This window comes from Dietzia sp. SL131 (genome assembly GCF_026672565.1).
GTDB lineage: Bacteria > Actinomycetota > Actinomycetes > Mycobacteriales > Mycobacteriaceae > Dietzia > Dietzia kunjamensis.
The window spans coordinates 753114-773284 of record NZ_JAPPRI010000003.1; the positions used below are offsets into that span (position 1 = coordinate 753114).

Annotated in this window: 17 protein-coding genes and 1 pseudogene; 13 read left to right on the forward strand and 5 right to left on the reverse strand. The window is 72.6% G+C overall.

What is annotated here, in order from left to right; all coding sequences use genetic code 11:
• Positions 1-164 precede the first annotated feature (164 nt).
• The 5 genes from OVA21_RS04395 to proB all read left to right on the forward strand — a co-directional run bounded on the left by OVA21_RS04395 (position 165) and on the right by proB (position 7538).
• Complete coding sequence (locus OVA21_RS04395; RefSeq protein WP_268091878.1) at positions 165-3953, forward strand: Rne/Rng family ribonuclease; 3789 nt, start codon at positions 165-167, stop codon at positions 3951-3953.
• Between the two features lie 242 nt (positions 3954-4195).
• Positions 4196-4501, forward strand: a complete 306-nt coding sequence (gene rplU, locus OVA21_RS04400; RefSeq protein ID WP_067719729.1) for a 50S ribosomal protein L21 — start codon at positions 4196-4198, stop codon at positions 4499-4501.
• Positions 4502-4570: 69 nt separating this feature from the next.
• The gene (rpmA, locus tag OVA21_RS04405) at positions 4571-4834 is read left to right on the forward strand and encodes a 50S ribosomal protein L27 (protein WP_007626965.1); all 264 of its coding nucleotides are present in this window, start codon (positions 4571-4573) and stop codon (positions 4832-4834) included.
• 131 nt (positions 4835-4965) lie between these two features.
• Complete coding sequence (gene obgE, locus OVA21_RS04410) at positions 4966-6426, forward strand: GTPase ObgE (RefSeq protein WP_067719726.1); 1461 nt, start codon at positions 4966-4968, stop codon at positions 6424-6426.
• Positions 6423-7538, forward strand: coding sequence for a glutamate 5-kinase (proB, locus tag OVA21_RS04415; RefSeq protein WP_256820704.1), 1116 nt, complete (start codon positions 6423-6425; stop codon positions 7536-7538). The genes obgE and proB overlap by 4 nt, the downstream gene beginning before the upstream one ends.
• A gap of 24 nt (positions 7539-7562) precedes the next feature.
• Here the strand turns inward: proB and OVA21_RS04420 are convergent, their stop codons facing one another.
• The 3 genes from OVA21_RS04420 to OVA21_RS04430 are packed head-to-tail and all read right to left on the reverse strand — an operon-like array spanning position 7563 to position 9877.
• Entirely contained in the window at positions 7563-8186 is a 624-nt protein-coding gene (locus OVA21_RS04420) for a carbonic anhydrase (RefSeq protein ID WP_067719720.1), read from the reverse strand.
• A gap of 23 nt (positions 8187-8209) precedes the next feature.
• Positions 8210-9103, reverse strand: a complete 894-nt coding sequence (locus OVA21_RS04425; protein ID WP_069389184.1) for a Sir2 family NAD-dependent protein deacetylase — start codon at positions 9101-9103, stop codon at positions 8210-8212.
• Positions 9104-9877 (reverse strand): MBL fold metallo-hydrolase, encoded by a 774-nt coding sequence (locus tag OVA21_RS04430; protein WP_069389185.1) that lies wholly within the window; start codon positions 9875-9877, stop codon positions 9104-9106.
• A gap of 37 nt (positions 9878-9914) precedes the next feature.
• On the opposite strand from OVA21_RS04430, the gene OVA21_RS04435 reads away from it, so the two are divergent.
• The 5 genes and pseudogenes from OVA21_RS04435 to OVA21_RS04450 all read left to right on the forward strand — a co-directional run bounded on the left by OVA21_RS04435 (position 9915) and on the right by OVA21_RS04450 (position 13870).
• Positions 9915-10673, forward strand: coding sequence for an AAA family ATPase (locus tag OVA21_RS04435; RefSeq protein WP_268091879.1), 759 nt, complete (start codon positions 9915-9917; stop codon positions 10671-10673).
• Positions 10674-10691: 18 nt separating this feature from the next.
• Positions 10692-12512, forward strand: a complete 1821-nt coding sequence (locus OVA21_RS04440; protein ID WP_268091880.1) for an FAD-binding dehydrogenase — start codon at positions 10692-10694, stop codon at positions 12510-12512.
• Entirely contained in the window at positions 12461-13327 is an 867-nt protein-coding gene (locus tag OVA21_RS04445) for an MFS transporter (RefSeq protein ID WP_268091881.1), read from the forward strand. The genes OVA21_RS04440 and OVA21_RS04445 overlap by 52 nt, the downstream gene beginning before the upstream one ends.
• Before the next feature lie 100 nt (positions 13328-13427).
• A pseudogene (locus OVA21_RS19320) lies at positions 13428-13664 on the forward strand (cytochrome P450); the annotation flags it as partial.
• A 77-nt stretch (positions 13665-13741) separates the two neighbouring features.
• Positions 13742-13870, forward strand: coding sequence for a hypothetical protein (locus OVA21_RS04450; RefSeq protein ID WP_268091882.1), 129 nt, complete (start codon positions 13742-13744; stop codon positions 13868-13870).
• 34 nt (positions 13871-13904) lie between these two features.
• Here OVA21_RS04450 and OVA21_RS04455 read toward each other — a convergent pair whose 3' ends face one another.
• Both OVA21_RS04455 and OVA21_RS04460 read right to left on the reverse strand, forming a co-directional pair.
• Positions 13905-15155 (reverse strand): calcium/sodium antiporter, encoded by a 1251-nt coding sequence (locus OVA21_RS04455; protein WP_268091883.1) that lies wholly within the window; start codon positions 15153-15155, stop codon positions 13905-13907.
• A gap of 153 nt (positions 15156-15308) precedes the next feature.
• Positions 15309-17450 (reverse strand): RecQ family ATP-dependent DNA helicase, encoded by a 2142-nt coding sequence (locus OVA21_RS04460; RefSeq protein WP_268091884.1) that lies wholly within the window; start codon positions 17448-17450, stop codon positions 15309-15311.
• A 70-nt stretch (positions 17451-17520) separates the two neighbouring features.
• Between OVA21_RS04460 and OVA21_RS04465 the strand changes: the two genes are divergently transcribed.
• From OVA21_RS04465 to OVA21_RS04475, 3 genes are all read left to right on the forward strand, one after another.
• Positions 17521-18543, forward strand: a complete 1023-nt coding sequence (locus tag OVA21_RS04465; RefSeq protein ID WP_268091885.1) for a serine hydrolase domain-containing protein — start codon at positions 17521-17523, stop codon at positions 18541-18543.
• Between the two features lie 89 nt (positions 18544-18632).
• Positions 18633-19259 carry a class I SAM-dependent methyltransferase gene (locus OVA21_RS04470; protein WP_268091886.1) on the forward strand — a complete coding sequence of 209 codons (627 nt, stop codon included), beginning with the start codon at positions 18633-18635 and terminating at the stop codon, positions 19257-19259.
• A complete protein-coding gene (locus OVA21_RS04475; protein ID WP_253003391.1) occupies positions 19256-20140 on the forward strand; it encodes an SDR family NAD(P)-dependent oxidoreductase in 885 nt (294 codons plus the stop codon). Before OVA21_RS04470 ends, OVA21_RS04475 begins: the two co-directional genes overlap by 4 nt.
• Positions 20141-20171: the final 31 nt, after the last annotated feature.

The following is a 20171-nucleotide window of genomic DNA, read 5'->3' on the forward strand; positions in this document are numbered from 1 at the left end:
GGGCGCCCGCCACCCGTGGCCCGGTTCGTCCCGGTGCCGCGGACCACAAGACGTCGTCCCACCCAGGTGGGGCCCAGACAAGAAGACGCCCGACCCCGTGCGGCGGCGTGGGTCACCGGTATCCGGTGACGTGATCGCGCCCGGAGTCCGGCCGGAGGAGACACGTGTCGGATCCGAACCTGACAATCGACGACATCAACGCGCTTCCCGAGAGGATGCGCGCGCACGCGGCAGCCAGGGCCGTGGGCATGAGCAGCAGGGAATTCTTGACCGCCATGGCCGGGATCGGCGTGGAGATCAAGAGCGCCCAGTCCGGGGTGACCCGGGAGGTGCTGCTCGACTGGTTCACCAGCCGCGGGCAGGACACGGGGACGGCGCCCGGTGCCGCGCCGGCAGGGGACACCGGTGCCCAGGCGCCGGCGGCCGAGGCGTCCGCGACCGACGCCCCCGCCCGGAAGGCCCCGGCGGACAAGGCGCCTGTGGAAAAGGCCCCCACGAAGAAGGCTGCCGCCAAGAGGGCGGCCAAGGCTCCCGCCGGTAAGACCGCCGAGAAGACCCCCACCGCAGAGATGCCCGCCGACCCGGCGTCGGCTGAGGCGACTGCCGCTGAGACGTCGCCGGCCGAGACTCCGGCCGAGACGCCTGCTGCAGAGTCGGCGACGGGCGGGACGGCGGCGACGGAGACCGCTCCCGCGAAGAAGGCGTCCGGCAGGAAGAGCCCGGCGCGCAAGACCACAGCCGAGAAGACCGCCGAGAAGGCCACGGATGCGGAGAAGTCCGCCTCCAGGTCCGCGGAGAAGTCCGGCACGAGGACCGGGAAGAAGTCCGTGCAGGGCTCCGCGGACGACTCCGCAGGGACCGGGGGAGCCGGGACGAGCGGCCGGAACCGCCCGGCGCTGCCCGAGATCGCGATCGTCACCGGCGAGGTGGGGTCGGAGGAGTCGGGCAACCGTCGGCGTCGGTCCACCGCGACCCCGTCGTTCTCTCCGCTGTTCCTCTCGCCCGACGAGGCTCCCGCGCAGACGCAGGCGGACACCCGCTCGGGCGACGAGCCCCGCGGCCGCCGCGGCCAGGGCCAGACCCAGGGCCGGGCCCGCACCGAGACCGCCCCCGACACCGCCCCCACCCCTCCCGCCGAGGACACGCAGGTCGAGCAGGACGGGCAGGAGCAGGGATCCGACGACGGCCGCGCCACGGACCAGTCCGACTCCGGTGACGGCGGGACCCGTCGTCGCCGTCGGGGCCGTCGCGGACGTGGGCGCGGGCGCGGCGAGGCCGGCGACGACCAGAACGGTGAGAACACCGGGACCGAGTCGTCGGACGACGGAGACCAGCGCGACAGCGACCAGCGCGACGACGCCCCGGACGAGACCTCCGGCAGCGATGACGGGAGCTCCGACGCCCGTCCCGATTCCGCCGCCGAGACCGACGACCGGTCCGCCGACGACTCCGACGGGCAGTCCGGTCCGGGTGACGCCGACGGTGACGATTCGGACGACTCGGGGAACGGTCCGTCGGGTTCGAGGCGCCGTCGCCGTCGTCGTCGTCGCAGTGGGAGCTCCGGCTCCGACGACACCCAGACGTCCAACGATGACCCGCCCCAGACCGAGGTCCACGAACGCGAGGCCCGCCGTCGCTCCGGACGCGGGGGACAGGGCTCGGGTACGTCGTCCGACGAGGTCCAGGGCATCACCGGCTCCACGCGGCTCGAGGCCAAGCGCCAGCGCCGCCGCGACGGCCGCGAGGCCGGTCGTCGTCGCCAGCCGATCCTCTCCGAGTCCGAGTTCCTCGCCCGCCGCGAGGCCGTGGACCGCGTCATGGTGGTCCGCGAGAAGCAGCGCGGCGACGGCAAGGGCGTCATGACCCAGGTGGGCGTGCTCGAGGACAAGGTCCTCGTGGAGCATTTCGTCACCACCGAATCGGCGCGTTCGATGGTCGGTAACGTCTACCTCGGCCGTGTGCAGAACGTGCTGCCAAGCATGGAGGCGGCGTTCGTCGACATCGGGCGCGGCCGCAACGGCGTCCTGTACGCCGGCGAGGTCAACTGGGAGGCCGCCGGGCTCGGCGGCAAGGCCCGGCGGATCGAGCAGGCACTCAAGTCCGGCGACATGGTGCTGGTGCAGGTCACCAAGGACCCGATCGGGCAGAAGGGTGCCCGCCTGTCCACGCAGATCTCGCTGGCCGGGCGCTTCCTCGTGTACGTACCGGACGGCAACTCCACCGGCATCTCGCGCAAGTTGCCCGACACCGAGCGTCGCCGCCTCAAGGCGATCCTCAAGGAGGTCGTGCCGGAGGGCTCCGGCGTGATCATCCGCACCGCCGCCGAGGGCGTCAGCGCGGAGGAGATCGGCCGCGACGTCGAGCGCCTGGCCGCCCAGTGGACCGAGATCTCGGAGGCGGCCGCCAAGCGCACCGGCTCCGGGGCCGGCACGCCCGTGGCGCTGTACGAGGAGCCGGACCTGCTGGTCAAGGTCGTCCGCGACCTGTTCAACGAGGACTTCTCCAAGCTCGTCATCCAGGGCGAGACGTCCTGGGACACGGTGCACGACTACGTCTCGCGGGTCGCGCCCGAGATGACGGAGCGCGTGGAGCGGTACGACAACCCGGATGTGGACGTGTTCGCCACCTACCGTGTGGACGAGCAGCTGGCCAAGGCGCTCGACCGCAAGGTGTGGCTGCCCTCCGGCGGCTCGCTGGTGATCGACCGCACCGAGGCGATGACCGTCATCGACGTCAACACCGGCAAGTACACCGGCTCCGGCGGCAACCTCGAGGAGACCGTCACCAAGAACAACCTCGAGGCCGCCGAGGAGATTGTCCGCCAGTTGCGCCTGCGCGACGTCGGCGGGATGGTGATCATCGACTTCATCGACATGGTGCTCGAGTCCAACCGCGACCTCGTGCTGCGGCGCCTCACCGAGGCGCTGGGGCGCGACCGCACCCGGCACCAGGTCTCCGAGGTCACGTCGCTGGGGCTGGTGCAGCTCACCCGCAAGAAGCTCGGTACCGGGCTGGTCGAGGCGTTCTCCACCCCGTGCGAGCACTGCCAGGGCCGCGGGCTGATCGTGCACGCGGACCCGCTGCACACCGAGTCGCACAACGCCGATGAGCCCGGTGGCCGCCGCGGCCGTCGCAAGGGTGGCAACGGCAAGGGCTCAGGGGAGTCCGAGGCGCCCGCGCCCAAGCAGGCCCCGCGCAAGGACGGCCCCGCGCCGGCCGCGCACCCGGCCGCGCTCGCGATCTCACGGCAGAACGGCGAGGCCGACGCCGACGCGGACAGCGCGGCCGGGTCGCACGCCGAGGGTGGCACCCGCACCGACGGGGGCCGTGGCGCGGCGCCCGAGACCCGGGCAGCCGAGACCCCGGCAGCCGGGACCGAGGCAGCCGATGCCAGGGGGGCCGCGACCCCCGAGGTCGTGACCGCGCCCACCGCGGAGACGCCGACCGCTCCCACCGCGGAGCAGACCGCCGAGCCGACACCGACGCCGGGCACGGCCGAGCCCGACTCGGCGGACGCCGCCGGGACCACGCGGCCGGCGCGTCGCCGCCGGGCAGCGAGGCGGGCCACGAGCAGTGCTCCGGCGCCGACGACCGCGGCCGAGGACGCCGCTGCGGCCGAGGTGACCGACACCCCGCAGTCCGAGGCCGCCGTGGTGGCCGAGGCGGAGACCGTCGTGGAGCAGGTCTCCACCCCGGGTCCGGACACGGCGGGTCCGGACTCCGGGCCCACGGGTCAGGCCCCGGGCGGGCGTCGCCCCCGCCGGCGGTCCACCCGCCGCGAGGCGGGCGCCGCCGGGACCGACACCGCGCCGCAGACCGCACCGGCCGATCCGGTCGCGAAGGTCGAGGCCGCGCCCCTGGCGGAAGCGCCCACCACGGTGGTCGCCGAGCCGCGCACGCGGCCCGCGAGGCGACGTGCCACCAGGACGACGACCGCCCCCGCGGGCGACTGACGCACCTGGCCGCGGGCCGGCGGCACGGTCGGTTTGACCTGCTGTGCCGCCGGACCGTAACCTTGACAGGTCGCTCGTCGCGGCGCTATGTCGTGGCGCGAGGAGTCGCGCGACGGGACCGGGAACGGTTCCGGGGCCCGCGACCCTCGACCGACGCGAGTCGGCGAGCAAGAGAGAACACCGCACACCAGGTGTGGTCGCCCCAGGCGGCCGCACACCCGAGAAGCAAGGGGAAGCCCTCGATGTACGCGATCGTCAAGACCGGCGGCAAGCAGTACAAGGTCGCCGAAGGGGACCACGTCAAGGTCGAGAAGATCGAGGGCGAGGCCGGAACCTCCGTGTCGCTGTCCCCGATCCTCGTGGTCGACGGTTCGGCCGTCACCTCCGACGCCGACGCCCTGGCCAAGGTCACCGTCTCCGGCGAGATCGTCGAGCAGACCAAAGGACCGAAGATCCGGATCCACAAGTTCAAGAACAAGACCGGGTACCACAAGCGTCAGGGCCACCGTCAGAAGCTGACGGTCGTCAAGATCACCGGTATCAAGTAATCCATCTCCGGCCGCTCAGGCCACCAGCTCAGCGCCCTCGGGCGTGCTCCCTGAAGGAGGGACTCGGACATGGCAAGTAAGAAGGGCGCATCCAGCACCCGTAACGGTCGTGACTCCAACGCACAGCGCCTCGGCGTCAAGCGGTTCGGCGGCCAGGAGGTCAACGCCGGTGAGATCCTGGTGCGCCAGCGCGGCACCAAGTTCCACCCGGGCGTCAACGTCGGCCGTGGTGGCGACGACACCCTGTTCGCCCTCTCCGCCGGTGCGGTGGAGTTCGGCACCAAGCGCGGTCGCAAGACCGTGAACATCGTGCCGGCCGGCGCCGAGGCCTGAGCCTCCCAGCCGACCACTTTCATGAACAGCCCTCGGGGGCCGGGCGGGGTCGTCAAGACCCCACACCCGGCCCCCGAGAGTATTTGCACCACCCCGCCCGTCATCGCCCGTCACCCGGAGGAGTCCCCACCATGTCGAGATTCATCGACCGCGTAGTGCTCCACCTCGCGGCGGGGGACGGCGGCCGCGGCTGCACCTCGGTGCACCGCGAGAAGTTCAAGCCCCTCGGCGGCCCCGACGGCGGCAACGGCGGGCACGGCGGCGACGTCGTCCTCGTCGTGGACCCCCAGGTCCACACCCTGCTCGACTTCCACTTCCGGCCCCACGCCCGCGCGGGCCGGGGCCAGCCGGGTATGGGCGCCAACCGCAACGGTGCCCAGGGCGCCGACCTCGTGTTGTCGGTGCCGCCCGGCACCGTCGTGCTCGACGAGGACGGCGAGGTGCTGGCCGACCTCACCGGCGTCGGCACCCGCTTCGTCGCCGCCGAGGGTGGCAAGGGCGGTCTGGGCAACGCCGCCCTGGCATCCCGGGCCCGCAAGGCCCCCGGCTTCGCGCTGCTCGGCGAGCCCGGCGAGGTCCGCGACCTCACGCTCGAGCTCAAGTCCATGGCCGACGTCGGACTGGTCGGCTTCCCGTCCGCCGGGAAGTCCTCCCTGGTCTCAGTTCTCTCGGCGGCCAAGCCCAAGATCGCCGACTACCCCTTCACCACCCTGGCACCCAACCTCGGCGTGGTCTCGGTCGGCGACGACACCTTCACCATCGCCGACGTCCCCGGCCTCATCCCCGGCGCCAGCGAGGGCCGGGGCCTGGGTCTGGACTTCCTGCGTCACATCGAGCGCACCGCCGTGCTGGCCCACGTGGTGGACTGCGCGAACCTCGAGTCCGACCGGGACCCGATCTCCGACGTGGACGCCCTCGAGGCCGAACTCGCCGCCTACCGGTCCGAACTCACCGACGCCGGGATCGGCGACCTGGCAGACCGCCCCCGCGTGGTCGTGCTCAACAAGATCGACGTGCCCGACGCCGCCGACATGGCGGAGATGGTGCGCGAGCACTTCGAGGCCAAGGGGTGGCCCGTCTACGCGATCTCCGCGGTGGCCCACAAGGGGCTCGACGAGCTGCGGTACGGCCTGTACGAGCTGATCAAGGCACACCGTAAAGCCAACCCGCCCGCCGCGCCCGAACGGATCGTCATCCGCCCCAAGGCGGTGGACGTCGAGGAGTTCCGCGTCCGCCCGGATCCCGCCGACCGCGGCGCGTTCATCGTCACCGGGGCCAAGCCCGAGCGGTGGATCCGCCAGACCGAGTTCGACAACGACGAGGCCGTGGGCTTCCTCGCCGACCGGCTGGCCCGGATCGGGGTCGAGGAGGCGCTCATCAAGGCCGGCGCCACGGAGGGCTGCACCGTCACCATCGGTGACGTCTCGTTCGAGTGGGAGCCGCAGACCCCGGCCGGCGTCGACCTCATGCGCACCGGGCGTGGGACCGACATCCGGCTGGAGTCCGACGAGCGGATCGGCGCCACCGAGCGCAAGTACCGCAAGCGGGTGCGCCGCGGCCTGATCGACCCGGACGAGGAGATCCTGGAGTGACCACGGAGCGGGAGTTGCGCCGCCGTATCGGCGCGGCCCGCCGCGTGGTGGTCAAGATCGGCTCGTCGGCCATCACCAGCTTCCACGGCGGGATCCGGCGGGCCGAACTCGACGCACTCGCCGACGTCTGCCAGTCGCGGATGGCCGCGGGGTCGGACGTCTTCGTCGTCTCCTCCGGTGCAATCGGCGCCGGCATGGCGCCACTGGGGATGACCACCCGCCCCGGCACCCTGTCCGCGAAGCAGGCCGCGGCCAGCGTCGGCCAGCTCGAGCTGGCGCGCGCATGGGGCGACTCGTTCGCCCGCTTCGACCGGGTGGTGGGCCAGGTCCTGCTCACGGCCGCCGACATCGGCCGGCGGGACAGCGCCGCCAACGCCCAGCGGACCCTCGACCGCCTCCGCACCCTGCACGCGGTGCCGGTGATCAACGAGAACGACACCGTGGCCACCAACGAGATCCGGTTCGGCGACAACGACCGGCTCGCCGCGTTGGTCGCGCACCTCATCAGCGCCGACGCCCTCATCCTGCTCTCGGACGTCGACGCCCTGTACGACTCCGACCCGCGCAAGGGCGGGGCCAGCGCGGTGACCATGGTCGGCGGCGAGGGCGACCTCGACGGCGTGATCGCCGGTGCCGGCGGGGCCCTGGGGACCGGCGGCATGGCCTCCAAGCTCGCCGCCGCCCGTCTGGCCGCGGACGCGGGTATCCCGGTCCTGCTCACGGCCGCGGAGCTGGCGCCGCAGGCCCTCGCCACCGACCCGACGGTGGGCACGGTCTTCGCGGCCCGGCCCGAGCGGATGACCGCCCGGCGCTTCTGGGTCCGGCACGCCGCGGACGCCCGCGGGGCGGTCCTGCTGGACGACGGAGCGGTCCGGGCGGTGACCGGCTCGCGGCGCTCCCTGCTGCTGGCCGGGGTGACCGGGGTGGACGGGCTGTTCCACTTCGGCGACGTCATCGAGATGCACGACGTCGATGGCCGCGTGGTGGCCCGCGGGATCGCCCAGTACGACTCGGTCGAGGTCCGCGCCCGGTTGGCCGACCGGGCGGCGGGCGGCACCGGCTCCGGTCAGGGGCGCCCGTTGGTGCACGCCGACGACCTCGTCCCGGTCTGACCAGCGACCCCGGTCGGCCCGCGCTCAGCCGTCCGTGACGGTCCCCTCGGTGTGGACCGGGGTGACGGTCCCCTCCTCGAGGTTGTAGATCGCGCCGACGATCGCGGTGCGGCCCTCGGTGATCGCGCGGTCGACGGCGGCCGACTTCTGCCGGATCGCGGTGACGGTGTGGCGGACGTTCTCCACCACCACGTCGTCGTACCCGGCGTCCGGGTCGCGCCGCGCCTCGAACACGGCCGGCGAGATCCGCTCGACCACGTCGCGCAGGTAACCGGACGGGGTGGAGTGCGTGTCGATGGCGGTGATCGTGGCGCCCACCGCACCGCACGAGGTGTGGCCCAGCACGAGGGTCAGCGGGATGTTCAGGGCCTCGATCCCGAACTCGATCGACCCGAGCACCGACGAGTCCACGATGTGGCCGGCGTTGCGGATCACGAACAGGTCGCCGAGCCCCTGGTCGAAGACGACCTCGGCGGGGACGCGGGAGTCCGCGCAGCCGAACACCTGCGCGAACGGATTCTGCTGGCCGGCGAGCTCGGTGCGCCGAGAGGGGTCTTTGTGCTCGTTGAGGTTCTCCCCGGCCACGTAGCGGGCGTTGCCGCGGAGTAGTCGGGCCAGCGCGGTCTCTGGTGTCTTTGCGATCTGCATGGCCCTATTTTGCTCCTCGACGCTCACCCGTGGTGCGGCAGGGCCGCATCTGCCAGCTCGAGGACCTCCACGCAGTCGCCGTCGATCGTCAGGGTGGCCTCGTCGTGCGCGCGGGTGCGGCCGCGGTTGACCACCGCGACGGGCGTGCCGGTGGTCACCGCACGCCGTACGAACCGGTATCCGGAGCGGACGGTCAGGGAGGAGCCGACGACGACGACGAGGTCCGACCCGTCGACGAGCGCGTTGGCCTCCTGCACGCGATGCGCGGGGACGTTCTCGCCGAAGTAGACGATGTCCGGTTTGAGGACTCCCGAGCAGGCCCGACAATCGACCATGCGGAAGTCGGAGGTCTCGGCCAGGACGGCGTCGGCATCCGGCGCCACCTCGATCGCCCCGCGGGAGGTCACGCGTTCGATGAAGCCGGGGTTGAGGCGTTCGAGCTGTTCGTGCAGAGCCCACCGGCTCTGTCGCAGGCCGCAGTCCAGGCAGATGACCACGGCGTAGGTCCCGTGCAGGTCCACGAGCCGGCGGTTGCCCGCCTTGAGGTGCAACAGGTCCACGTTCTGGGTGATCACCCCGGTGACCAGGCCGCGACGCTCCCAGTCGGCGAGCAGGAGGTGCGCGGCGTTGGGCCGCGCGGCCTCCATGTGCCGCCAACCGAGGTGGTTGCGCGCCCAGTAGTGCCGGCGGTACGTGGGGTCGCCCACGAACTGTTGGAACGTCATCGGGGTCCGGCCGGGCGAATCGGGCCCGCGGTAGTCGGGGATGCCCGACGGGGTCGAGATGCCGGCGCCGGTGAGCACCACCGCCCGCCGGCCCCGGAGGAGTTCGGCGAGTGCGGCCGCGCGGTCGGGCAGGTCCGGGTCCGCCTCCGTGCGCTCGGCCGGCGTCCAGGCGGTCTCACGGATCCTGACCATCTAGAGGCCCCCGGGCCCCGAGGGGTCGTGCGCGCACACCACGTCGAGGGTGTCGTGGCGACGCCGGGCCAACCCGGCGAGCCTGGCGTGCGTCAGGGACACCGCGCCCGGTTCCAGGGCCAGGGCGCGTTCCAGGACGGGGATCGACCGCGGCACGCGACCCGTCTGACCGATCTGCCCCCGGTGGTAGAAGGCGTCCCCGGCGTGGAGGAGGTCCTTGTCGTCGTCGTCACCGCCGCCGGGCACCAACACCCCGGCGTGACCCACCGCGTGGCCCGGCAGGTCCACCAGCATCATCCCCTCGGCGACATGGTCCAGGGGGTGCGCCCGGAAGCCCTCCCACCGGTCGGTCCCGTAGGAGTACTCGACGAACCGCGGCCCGTGCGACCACTGGGGGCGGCGGTACCGGCGGCGCTCGACAAACCGCGGCGTGCGCACCGCCCACGTCAGCGCCTGGGCAGCGACGTGCACCTGTGCCTCCGGGAAGTCGGCGAGCCCACCGATGTGGTCGGCGTCCATGTGGGTCAGCACGATGTGCCGCACGTCCCGCGGATCCAGGCCCAGCGCCTCGATGCGGCGGACCGCGGTCTCGCCGGTGCGCAGCGCCGGGCGCAGCGCGTGACGCATCGTCCCGAGGCGGCCGGCCGGGTCGGCGATGTCCTGCAACCCGATCCCGGAATCCACCAGCACGAGCCCGTCCGGGGCCTCCACGAGCAGCACGCGCGTCGGAACGAGGCCCCCCATCGTGCCGCAGTTGAGCTGGTGGATCCGCATGGGAGAAACGGTACCGACCGACGGTAGGGTGCGTGGCATGGCCGCAGGTGGAGTGCTCGATCCACGACCGGTGGTACGCGTCGAGCGGCAGCGCGACGGGGGCGTGGACGAGCGGGCCGAGCCCGTGTCGGCCGGGGCGGGGCGGTGGCCGTACTCGATCCCGGCGGTGGCCCAGCTGTTGCGCGAGGGACTCGAACTCGACGACCTCACCGTGCTCGTGGGGGAGAACGGCGCCGGCAAGTCGACGATCGTCGAGGCCGTCGCCATGGCGTACGGGCTCGGCGCCGAGGGCGGGTCGGTCAACGGCCGTGACGTCACCTGGGAGTCGGAGTCCCCGCTGCACGACTCACTGCGGCTGGTCCGGGGCGGGGGCGCGCCGAAGTGGGGGTATTTCCTGCGCGCCGAGACCATGCACGGCATGTTCACCTACCTCCAGTCCTCCGGCCCGGAGCAGGACTTCCACTCCCGCAGCCACGGTGAGGCGTTCTGGGACATCGTCACCACCTCGCGGTTCTCCGGCGGCGGGTTGTTCGTGCTGGACGAGCCCGAGGCCGGACTGTCCTTCGACGCCCAACTCCGACTGGTCGCCCTGCTGCTCGAGCTGGCCGACCGGCGCGGGGCGCAGGTGCTCATGGCCACCCACTCGCCGATCCTCGCTTCGGTGCCCGGCGCCGCGGTGTACGAGCTCTCCGACGCCGGGATGCACCGCACCCGGTGGGAGGATCTGGCGATGGTCGACCACCACCGGCGCTATCTCGACGCGCCGGAACGGTATCTGCGCCACCTGCTGGAGTGACCGGGCACACTGGGGCGCATGAGCCGCTCTGAGTCCCGAACGCACCGCACCACCGGCGAGGCCCGGCCCGTCCACCCCGTCTACCCGGAGTGGCAGCCGCCGTCGGCGTCACGGGCGGCCAACACCGGACCGCTTCCCGCGCCGGAGCCGGGCTTCACCCCGGACGTGATCGTCGTGGGGCACGGTCTGTCCGGACTGGTCGCCACCCACGAGGCGACCCACGCGGGCAAGAAGGTGCTCGTGGTGGACCAGGAGAACGAGAAGAACCTCGGCGGTCAGGCGTTCTGGTCGCTGGGCGGCCTCTTCCTGGTCGACACACCCGAGCAGAAGCGGATCGGGATTTCCGATTCGCTCGAGTTGGCGTGGCGGGACTGGCTCGGCTCCGCCGGCTTCGACCGGCCGGAGGACCACTGGCCGCGGCAGTGGGCGCGTGCCTATGTCGAGTTCGCCGCGGGGGAGAAGCGGCGGTACCTCCACGACCTGGGCCTGCGGATCATCCCCACCGTCGGCTGGGCCGAGCGCGGCGGCGGCGACGTGGCCGGGCACGGCAACTCCGTCCCGCGCTTCCACGTGACCTGGGGGACCGGGCCCGAGGTGGTGCGGGTGTTCGAGGAACCCGTCCTGGAGGCCGCCCGGGCCGGGCTCGTGCGCTTCGCCATACGTCACCGGGTCGACGAGATCGTGGTCGAGGACGGTCGCGCCGTCGGCGTGCGAGGAGCGACCCTCGTGCCCTGCGACCACGACCGGGGTGTGGCCTCCCCGCGCGAGGAGACCGGCGCGTTCGAGTTCCGGGCCGGGGCGGTGCTCCTCGCCTCCGGCGGTATCGGCGGCAACCCCGACCTCGTTCGTCGGTACTGGCCCGCGGACCGGCTCGGCGACGCTCCCGAGCGCCTGATCCTGGGGGTGCCCGAGCACGTGGACGGCCGGATCCTGGAGATCTCCGCGGTGGCCGGGGCCAACCTCATCAACCGGGACAGGATGTGGCACTACACCGAGGGCGTCGAGCACTACGCGCCCGTGTGGCCCTCGCACGCGATCCGCATCATCCCCGGGCCGTCCACCCTGTGGCTGGACGCGAACGGCGACCGGATGCCGGTACCGCTGTTCCCGGGGTTCCACACCACGGCGTCCATCGAGGCCATCCGCCGCACCGGCCGGGACTACTCCTGGTTCATCCTCGACTCCGCCATCGCCGGCAAGGAGTTCATCCTCTCCGGGTCCGAGCAGAACCCGGAGCTCACGGACAAGAGCATCAAGAAGTTCGCCTCCAAGGCCGGAAGCGGACTGCCGCCGTCGATCGCCGAGTTCGCCGAGAAGGGCGTCGACTGGGTGGTCGCGGACACCCTCGAGGAGATGGTCGCCGGCATGAACTCGCTGCTGCGTGACGGGGAGCCGGAGCTCGACGTGGAGCGGGTGCGCGAGTTCGTCCTGGCGATGGACGGGCAGATGGACAACCCGTTCGCCAAGGACGCGCAGGTGCAGGCCATCCACAACGCGCGGCGCGTCCTCACCGACAAGCTCACCCGGTTGGCCAAGCCGCACCGGCTGCTCAGGGACTCGGGGCAGGGCACGGGCTCGGCGGCCGGCTCCGGCGGCCCGCTCATCGCGGTCAAGGTGCACCTCATGACCCGCAAGACGCTCGGCGGCATCGAGACGACCCTCGACTCCCAGTGCCTGACCCCCGGCGGCGAGCCCTTCCCGGGGCTGTACGCGGCGGGCGAGGTCGCCGGCTTCGGCGGCGGCGGCGTGCACGGGTACAACTCGCTGGAGGGCACGTTCCTCGGCGGGTGCATCTTCTCGGGGCTCAAGGCGGGCCGGGCGATGGCGCGGGAGGCCTGATCGGCGCGGGCGGCCGCGAGGAGCGCACTCTTTCCGCGGCGAGGATCGGTATCGCCGGCGCGGCGGTCGTCGGCGTCGCCTTCGGCATGGCGCGGTACGTCTACGGGCTCACCCTGCCGGACATCCGCCGGGACCTCGGTCTGCCGGAGCTGGTGCTCGGGCTCGTCGCCAGCGCCACGTTCGTCGGCTACCTGGCCGGCCTGCTGCTCGCGGGACCCCTGTCGGCCCGGCGTGGACCGCGCGCACCGACCACCGTGGGCGGGGTCTGCGGCGCGCTCGGTGCCGCCATCGTGGTGACCGCGCAGTCGCCGTGGCTGCTCGCCGTGGGCGCGGTGCTTGCCGGCAGCGCGGGTGGCTGGGTCTGGGCGCCTTACTCGGACATCGTCACCCGGACGGTGACCGCCCGACACCAGCCCAGCGCGCTGGCGATGATCACCACCGGTACGGGCCTCGGGCTGATCGCCCTGGGCGGGCTGGCCGTCCTCGCCGTCCAGGGATCCTGGCGTCTGGTGTGGGCGATTGCGAGAACTGTGGGCGGACGGCTGGCGAGACGGCGGGATCGACTGGGTGAGGGACATCGCCGAGCGTCTCCCGCCCGCCGTCGTCGCGAAGCTCATGGGGCTGCCGCCACAGGATGCCGACCGACTGTGGGAATGGGCGTTCGCCAGTACCAGGATGTTGGACGGGATGGTCACGGCCGACGAGTTCGACGACTCGCTCCGGTCGGCCGGGGAGCTGGTCGACTACCTCTCGGCCGCGGTGACCGGGGCGGAGGCCGGACAGGGCGCCTCGGTGCTCGGGGCACTCGCCCGTAAGCTGGAGCGTGGCGAGATCTCCCACGACGCCGCGGTGCAGGTCCTGGTCCAGCTCGTGGCGGCGGGTATCGAATCCACCGTGGGCCACCTGGGCACGCTGGTGTGGCGCCTGGGGCAGCACCCCGAGCACCTCGACACACTCCGGTCGGACCCGGGGCGCCGCTCGCCGTTCATCGAGGAGACACTGAGAACGGATGCGCCCTTCCGGGGGTATTACCGCCACGTCACCACGGACACCGAACTCGGCGGGACCGCTCTCCCCGCGGGCACCCACCTCTTCCTCCTGTGGGGTAGCTCCAACCGGGACCCCCACCGGTTCGGGGATCCGGACCGGTTCGGACCGGACCGGATGAGGGCTCGCACCTGTCGTTCGGGCGCGGCATCCACTTCTGCCTGGGTGCGGCCCTGGCGCGCATGGAATCCCGCGCCGCACTCGACTTCCTCCTCGATCTCGGCGGGGACCTCGAGATCGACGTCTCGCGGACCGAATGGCACCAGAGTCTTCTGGTCCGTCGCCTCCGGAGCCTCCGACTCACAGTGTGAACCGGACGTCGGCGAACGGGCCCGGCGAGGGCGCTCAGTCGTCGCCGGTCGTCACCTCCGTGGGGCCCTCCTCGTCCGCTCCGCGCGCCCCCGCCTCGACTCGCCGCTCCCGCGCCTGTCTGCGCCCCCGCAGTACGCCGAGTTCATAGGTGGCCAGGACGATCAGCCACAGGGCCGTGATTGGGATGACGAACCAGAGCATGGCGGCGCTGAACGGATCCAACGCGTCGTGGTCGGCAGCCTGCAGCACCACGTAGACGACATACGCGGCGTAGAAGCCGGTGAAGAGCAGTCCCTCCCACCGCTTGATCGCCATACCGGTGAAGGCGACCGGGAGCAGGGCCAGCGAGACGGCGAGCATGATCGGCAGGTCGAAGCGGACGGCCCCGGGGGCGACGTCGATGGGCGTGATGAGCGAGGTCATCCCGAGAACGGCACCGATGTTGAACATGTTGCTACCGACGATGTTGCCGATGGCCAGGTCCCGTTCGCCGCGGATCGCCGCCACCACGCTCGTGGCGAGCTCCGGCAGCGACGTCCCGACCGCCACCACCGTGAGGCCGATGACCAGGTCACTCATCCCCCATGCCGATGCGAGATCACTCGCCGCCGCGACGAGTAGTCGCGCGCCGACCACCAGCAGGGCCACTCCGACGACCACGAAGACGCTGCTGACCAGAACCGGGTGTGACGACGCGACGCCGGACGACCGCGTCTCGCCCGCGCTGGCGCCACCCGCGTCGCCATCACCCGCGCCGTCGACGGCGGCGTCGCCACCACCGGGGCCGTCAGCGACCGGGTCCTCCGGTGCCGCGGCGACCCGGCCTCCATCCTGCTTGCGCGAGATGACGATCGTCGCCACCACATACGCCACGAGGCCGGCGAACAACAGCAGACCGTCGAGGAAGCTGATCGTGCCGTCGAGTGCCACCAGCAGCGCGACCACCGAGAACAGCACCATGATGGGGATGTCGACCCGCACGATGCGGGACGTCGCCACCAGCGGGGCAACGATCGCTGTCAGACCCAGGATGAGCAGGATGTTCGCGATGTTGCTGCCCACCACGTTGCCGACGGCCAACCCCGGGTACCCGCTCAGCGCGGCGTCGACGCTCACCGCGAACTCCGGCGCGGAGGTCGCGAAGGCGACGACGGTGAGTCCCACCACCAGCGGGGAGATCCCGAGGGTCGTGGCCAGACCGCCGGCGCCTCGCACCAGCACTTCGCCGCCGCCGATGAGCAGGACGAATCCCACCGCGAGGGCGAGCACCGTGAGGGCGCTCATGACGGGTCCGACCGGATCGTGGTGAACCCCGGCCCGGCCGACGGTGACGGTCTCGTTGCATTACCCATGGGTCGATGATCCCGTGCCGGACTCCGGTCTGTCGATGCGCGGGCGGCGACCCAGCCGGACATCACACCCAGCCGGACATCACACCTAGCCGGATGTGGCCACGGCCAGGGGCAGGACGGCGGGGACCCCGGAGGAGCGGAGATGCCGGGCCGCCTCGGTGATCGTCCACCCCGTCCCGAGCAGGTCGGTGACCAGGAGGACGGGGCCCTCGGACGGCGTCGACGGGCCGGAGAACGTGCCCCACAACTGAGCCACGCGGTACGCGGAGTTCTGGGCCGTCACCGCGGGCAGGGCCGGATCGCGGGAGATCTCCCCGAGGTGTTCCATGCGACCCATCTGAGCCAGGGCATGCGCGAGAGTGGTGACCAGCTGCGGGTGCTCGCCGGTGAGGAGGGCGGCCACGCCGGTGGGCCGGTCGGCCCAGCCCCACTCGCGGAGGACGGGAATACACGCGCGTGCGAGCCATTCCGGAGCGTCCTGGTCGGGCTCGGCGAGCAGGGCGCGCAGCTTCTGGCCCAGGCCGAGATCGGTCAGACGGGCCAGAGCCCGGCCCTCGGCGGGGCCGTCGGCGATCTTGCCCTTGAGCGGGACATCGAGCTTGGCGAGGCCGGTGGGCCACTGGCGGCGGGGCGGCAGGACCACGCCGGGCCGTTCGAGGGCCTCGCGGGCGCGGGTCAGGGCCCCGGAGTCGACGTCCGTGGTGCGGCGCTGACCCGTGCAGTTGTCGCAGCGACCGCAGCCGTCGGAGGCCGGGTCGAGGGTGGGGTCGTCGAGCTGGCCGCGGAGGAACTCCATGCGGCAGGACCCGGTGCGCTGGTACTCCAGCATCGCCTGCTGCTCGGACTGCCGTGCCTCCGCCAGCCACGCGTACCGCTCGGCGTCGTAGTGCCACGGCCGACCGGTGGCCACCCAGCCACCCCGGACGCGCTGGACCGCGCCGTCGACGTCGAGGACCTTGAGCACCATCTCGAGCCGGTTGCGGCCGAGGTCGACGGCGGGTTCGAGCGCCTGCGTGCTCTGCGGTCGGTCGGGCTCCAGCGCGTCGAGGACCCGCCGCACCACGTCCTCGGGCGGGAACGCCAGGGAGGCGAAGTGATTCCAGATCGCGCGGTCCTCGGGCCCGGGCAGCAGGACCACCTCGGCGCGGTCGGCGGCACGCCCGGCGCGGCCGATCTGCTGGTAATAGGAGATGGGGGAGGGTGGGGCACCCAGGTGGACCACGAAGCCCAGGTCCGGCTTGTCGAAGCCCATGCCCAGCGCGGAGGTGGCGACCAGGGCCTTGACCTCGTTGTCGAGCAGCGCGCGCTCCAGCTCCTCGCGTTCACCGGCGTCGGTGCGGCCGGTGTAGGAGCTGACCCGGTGCCCGGCCGAGGTGAGTAGTTCGGCCATGTCCTCGGCCGCCGCGACGGTGAGGCTGTAGATGATGCCGCTGCCCGGCAGCGACTCGAGGTTCTCCACGAGCCAGGCGGCGCGCTTCTCCGAGTCGTCGATAGCCACCACCGACAGCCGCAGCGACTCGCGGTCCAGTCCGCCTCGCAGGACGAGGGTGTCCTCCGAGGCGGACTCACCGACCCCGAGCTGCTGCGCGACATCGCGGACCACCCGGTCGTTGGCCGTGGCCGTGGTGGCCAGGACCGGCACGCCGTGGGGCAGATCGGCGAGCAGGGTGCGGATACGCCGGTAGTCCGGCCGGAAGTCGTGACCCCAGTCCGAGACGCAGTGGGCCTCGTCCACCACCACGAGGCCGGCGTCCGCTGCGAGCGCGGGCAGGACCGTGTCCCGGAAGTCGGGGTTGTTGAGACGCTCCGGGCTCACCAGCAGCACGTCGACCTCACCGGCCCGGACCGCCGAGCGGACCTCGTCCCACTCGGTCATGTTGGCCGAGTTGATGGTGGCCGCCCGCACCCCGGCCCGGGCGGCGGACTCGACCTGGTTCCGCATGAGTGCGAGCAACGGCGAGACGATCACGGTGGGGCCCGACCCCAGCTCGCGGAGCAACCGGGCGGCGATGAAGTACACCGCCGACTTGCCCCAGCCGGTGCGCTGGACCACCAGCGCGCGTCGCCGGTCCGCCACCAGGGCCTCGATGGCGACCCACTGGTCCTCGCGCAGGACGGCGCCCGGGCCGGCGAGGGCGCTGAGCAGTTCGTCGGCGCGGGCCCGGAGGGCGGCCCGGTCCCCGGTGGCCGGGTCGTCGGAAGTGGGACGGTCCGCTGTCGAGGTCATGGGCCCATCGTGCCCCACCGCTCCGACAGCTCACCTGCGGAGCGGAGCCCGGGAGCGTTTACTCGGCCCCGTGACCAGTGGTGGGCAGGGAATCGCGGGGCAGGTCGAGCGGGCGACGGACCGACTGTCGCGGCGGCGGGTCGGGGTCGTGATGGCTGCCGGGCCACCGGGCGGCGTCCACACCGCTGCACGCGGGGACACCGGTCGGGGCGCCACGCCGGACGCCCACACGCTCTTCGAGATCGGCTCCGTCACGAAGGTGTTCACCGCCCTGTTGCTGGCCGACGGTGTCGTCCGGGGGCAGTGGCGCTTGGACACCCCGGTCCGGGACCTGCTCCCCACCGGCACGGACCTGCCGGGTGGCGACGACGACCCGATCACGTTGCAGCACCTCGCGACCCACACCTCCGGGCTCCCCAGGACGCCCGGCCGGCTGGGGCTCCGGGAGAACCTCGCCTACGTGCGCACGGGTGCGGATCCCTATGTGGACCTCACGGAATCGGACGTCCTCGCCGGACTCCGTGGCCTCCGCCCGCGTCGGCACCCGGGGCAGGACACGCCGAGGTACTCGAATCTCGGCTTCGGCCTTCTCGGCATCGCGATGACCAGCGCGACCGGGGCCGACTTCGGGGCGCTCGTCCGCGACCGGATCTGCGGACCACTGGGCATGCCCGACACCGTGACCGAGGATGAGATGACCGACGAGCAGCGGCGGCGAACGGCCCTCGGGCACCGCAGCCGCCGCCGCGGCGCCGAGCCGTGGCCGCTGCGCGGCATGCCGGGCGCCGGAGCACTGCGCTCCACGGCGGCCGACATGACGCGGTTCCTCGCCGCGCATCTCGATCCGTCGACCACCGACCTCGAGGCCGCCGTCCGACTCACGCAGGCCACGCCGCCGTCGGGTCCGGGACGGATGGGGCTCGGGTGGCATCGCGCCGGCCCGGGCACCCTGTGGCACAACGGCGGGACCGGCGGATTCCGGTCGATCGCCGTCGTCGAGACCGTCGGCGGGACCCTCGCGGTCACCCTCGTCAACCAGACCAGGGAAGCCGATCTGCCCACCTTCCGACTCCTCCGCGCCATCGGCTCGTGACCACCGCGTTCCGCCGGCCCTGCTGCGGCCGCGCTCGTCGTCGTCGTCCTCCGCGACGCATGTCGCTCCCTGCGGCCATACTGGGCCGCATGGCTCAGACATGGAAGCAGATCGTGGAGGCCGACCCCGAGCACTCCCGGCGGTACGCCCGACGGTGGGACGACATGGTCGCCGAGGGAGTGGACATCGACGGCGAGGCGCGGCTGATCGACGCGATGGCCCCGCGCGGTGCCCGGATCCTCGATGTGGGCTGTGGTCAGGGGCGCACCGGCGCCTACCTGCACTCGGCCGGACACCAGGTCACCGGCGTCGACCTCGACCCGCACCTGATCGAGCGGGCGCGGGAGCTGTGCCCGGAGGCGTCGTGGGAGGTCGCGGACCTGGCGGACGAAGGCTGGCCCCGCGGGCCGTTCGACCTCGCCGTGTCGGCGGGCAACGTCCTGGCCTTCGTCGACCCCGCCGACCGCGGCGCCGTGCTCACCAACCTCGCCGCCCGCCTCGCCACGGCGGACGAGGGCACCGAGGGTAGGGCCGGCCGCCTGGTCGTGGGCTTCGGGCTCGACCGGGGCTGGACCCGGGAGGAGTTCGACCGCGACGCCGACCGCGCCGGGCTGCGGGTGCAGCAGCGCTGGTCGACGTGGGATCTGTTGCCGTTCGACGACGACAGCGGCTTCATGGTCACCGTCCTCGTGCGCAGCGACGGGGCCGCCTCGTGACCTCCGCGGCGTGGACCGTCGACGACCTGCCCGACCTGACCGGGAAGACCATCGTGGTCACGGGCGGCACCAGCGGCATCGGGAAGGAAGCCGCGCGTGAACTCGCGCGTCGGGGCGCCCACGTCGTGCTCCCGTCCATCACCCGCGCCGAGGGGGAGGCGGCGGCCGCGGAGATCGACGGCTCCACCGAGGTCCACGAGTTGGACCTGAGTGACCTGCACGCCGTGCGGGAGTTCGCGACCTCGTACACGGACCCCGTCGACATCCTGATGGACAACGCCGGTCTGATGAGCAAGACCAGGCGGGAGACCGCCGACGGCTTCGAGCTGCACCTGGGGGTCAACGTCCTCGCGCCGTTCCTGCTCACCGAACTCCTGCTGCCCCGGATCCGGGAGCGGGTGGTGATCACGGCCTCGATGGCCCACGCCAAGGGGCGGCTCGACTTCGCCGACCCCCACTTCCGACAGCGCCCCTACTCGATGGCGGCGGCGTACGCCCAGTCGAAGCTGGCGTGCATGCTCTGGGGCCTCGACCTGCAGAACCGGCTCGCCGCCGCGGGTTCCGAGGTGGACGTGCAGCTCGCCCACCCCGGGTTCGCCGCCACCTCGATCCTCGACCCGACCCCGTTCCCGCCGGTCAATGCCGTGCTCAACCTGCTCGGCCGGCGGATCGTCCCCACGGCGGCCGACGGGGCTCGCCCGCTGCTGTACGCGGCGACGGAGGATCTGCCGCCGGCGTCGTACATCGGACCGACGGGCTTCCGACAGATCGCGGGCCCGCCCGGACCCGGTGAGCGATCGGGCCCTGCCGGCGACCCGGACCTGGCCCGCCGATTCCGGGAGTTCGCCGTGCGCGAGACCGGAGCCGTCCCGACGGTCTGACTCGTCGGAGGTGGCTCCGCCGGCCGCATCG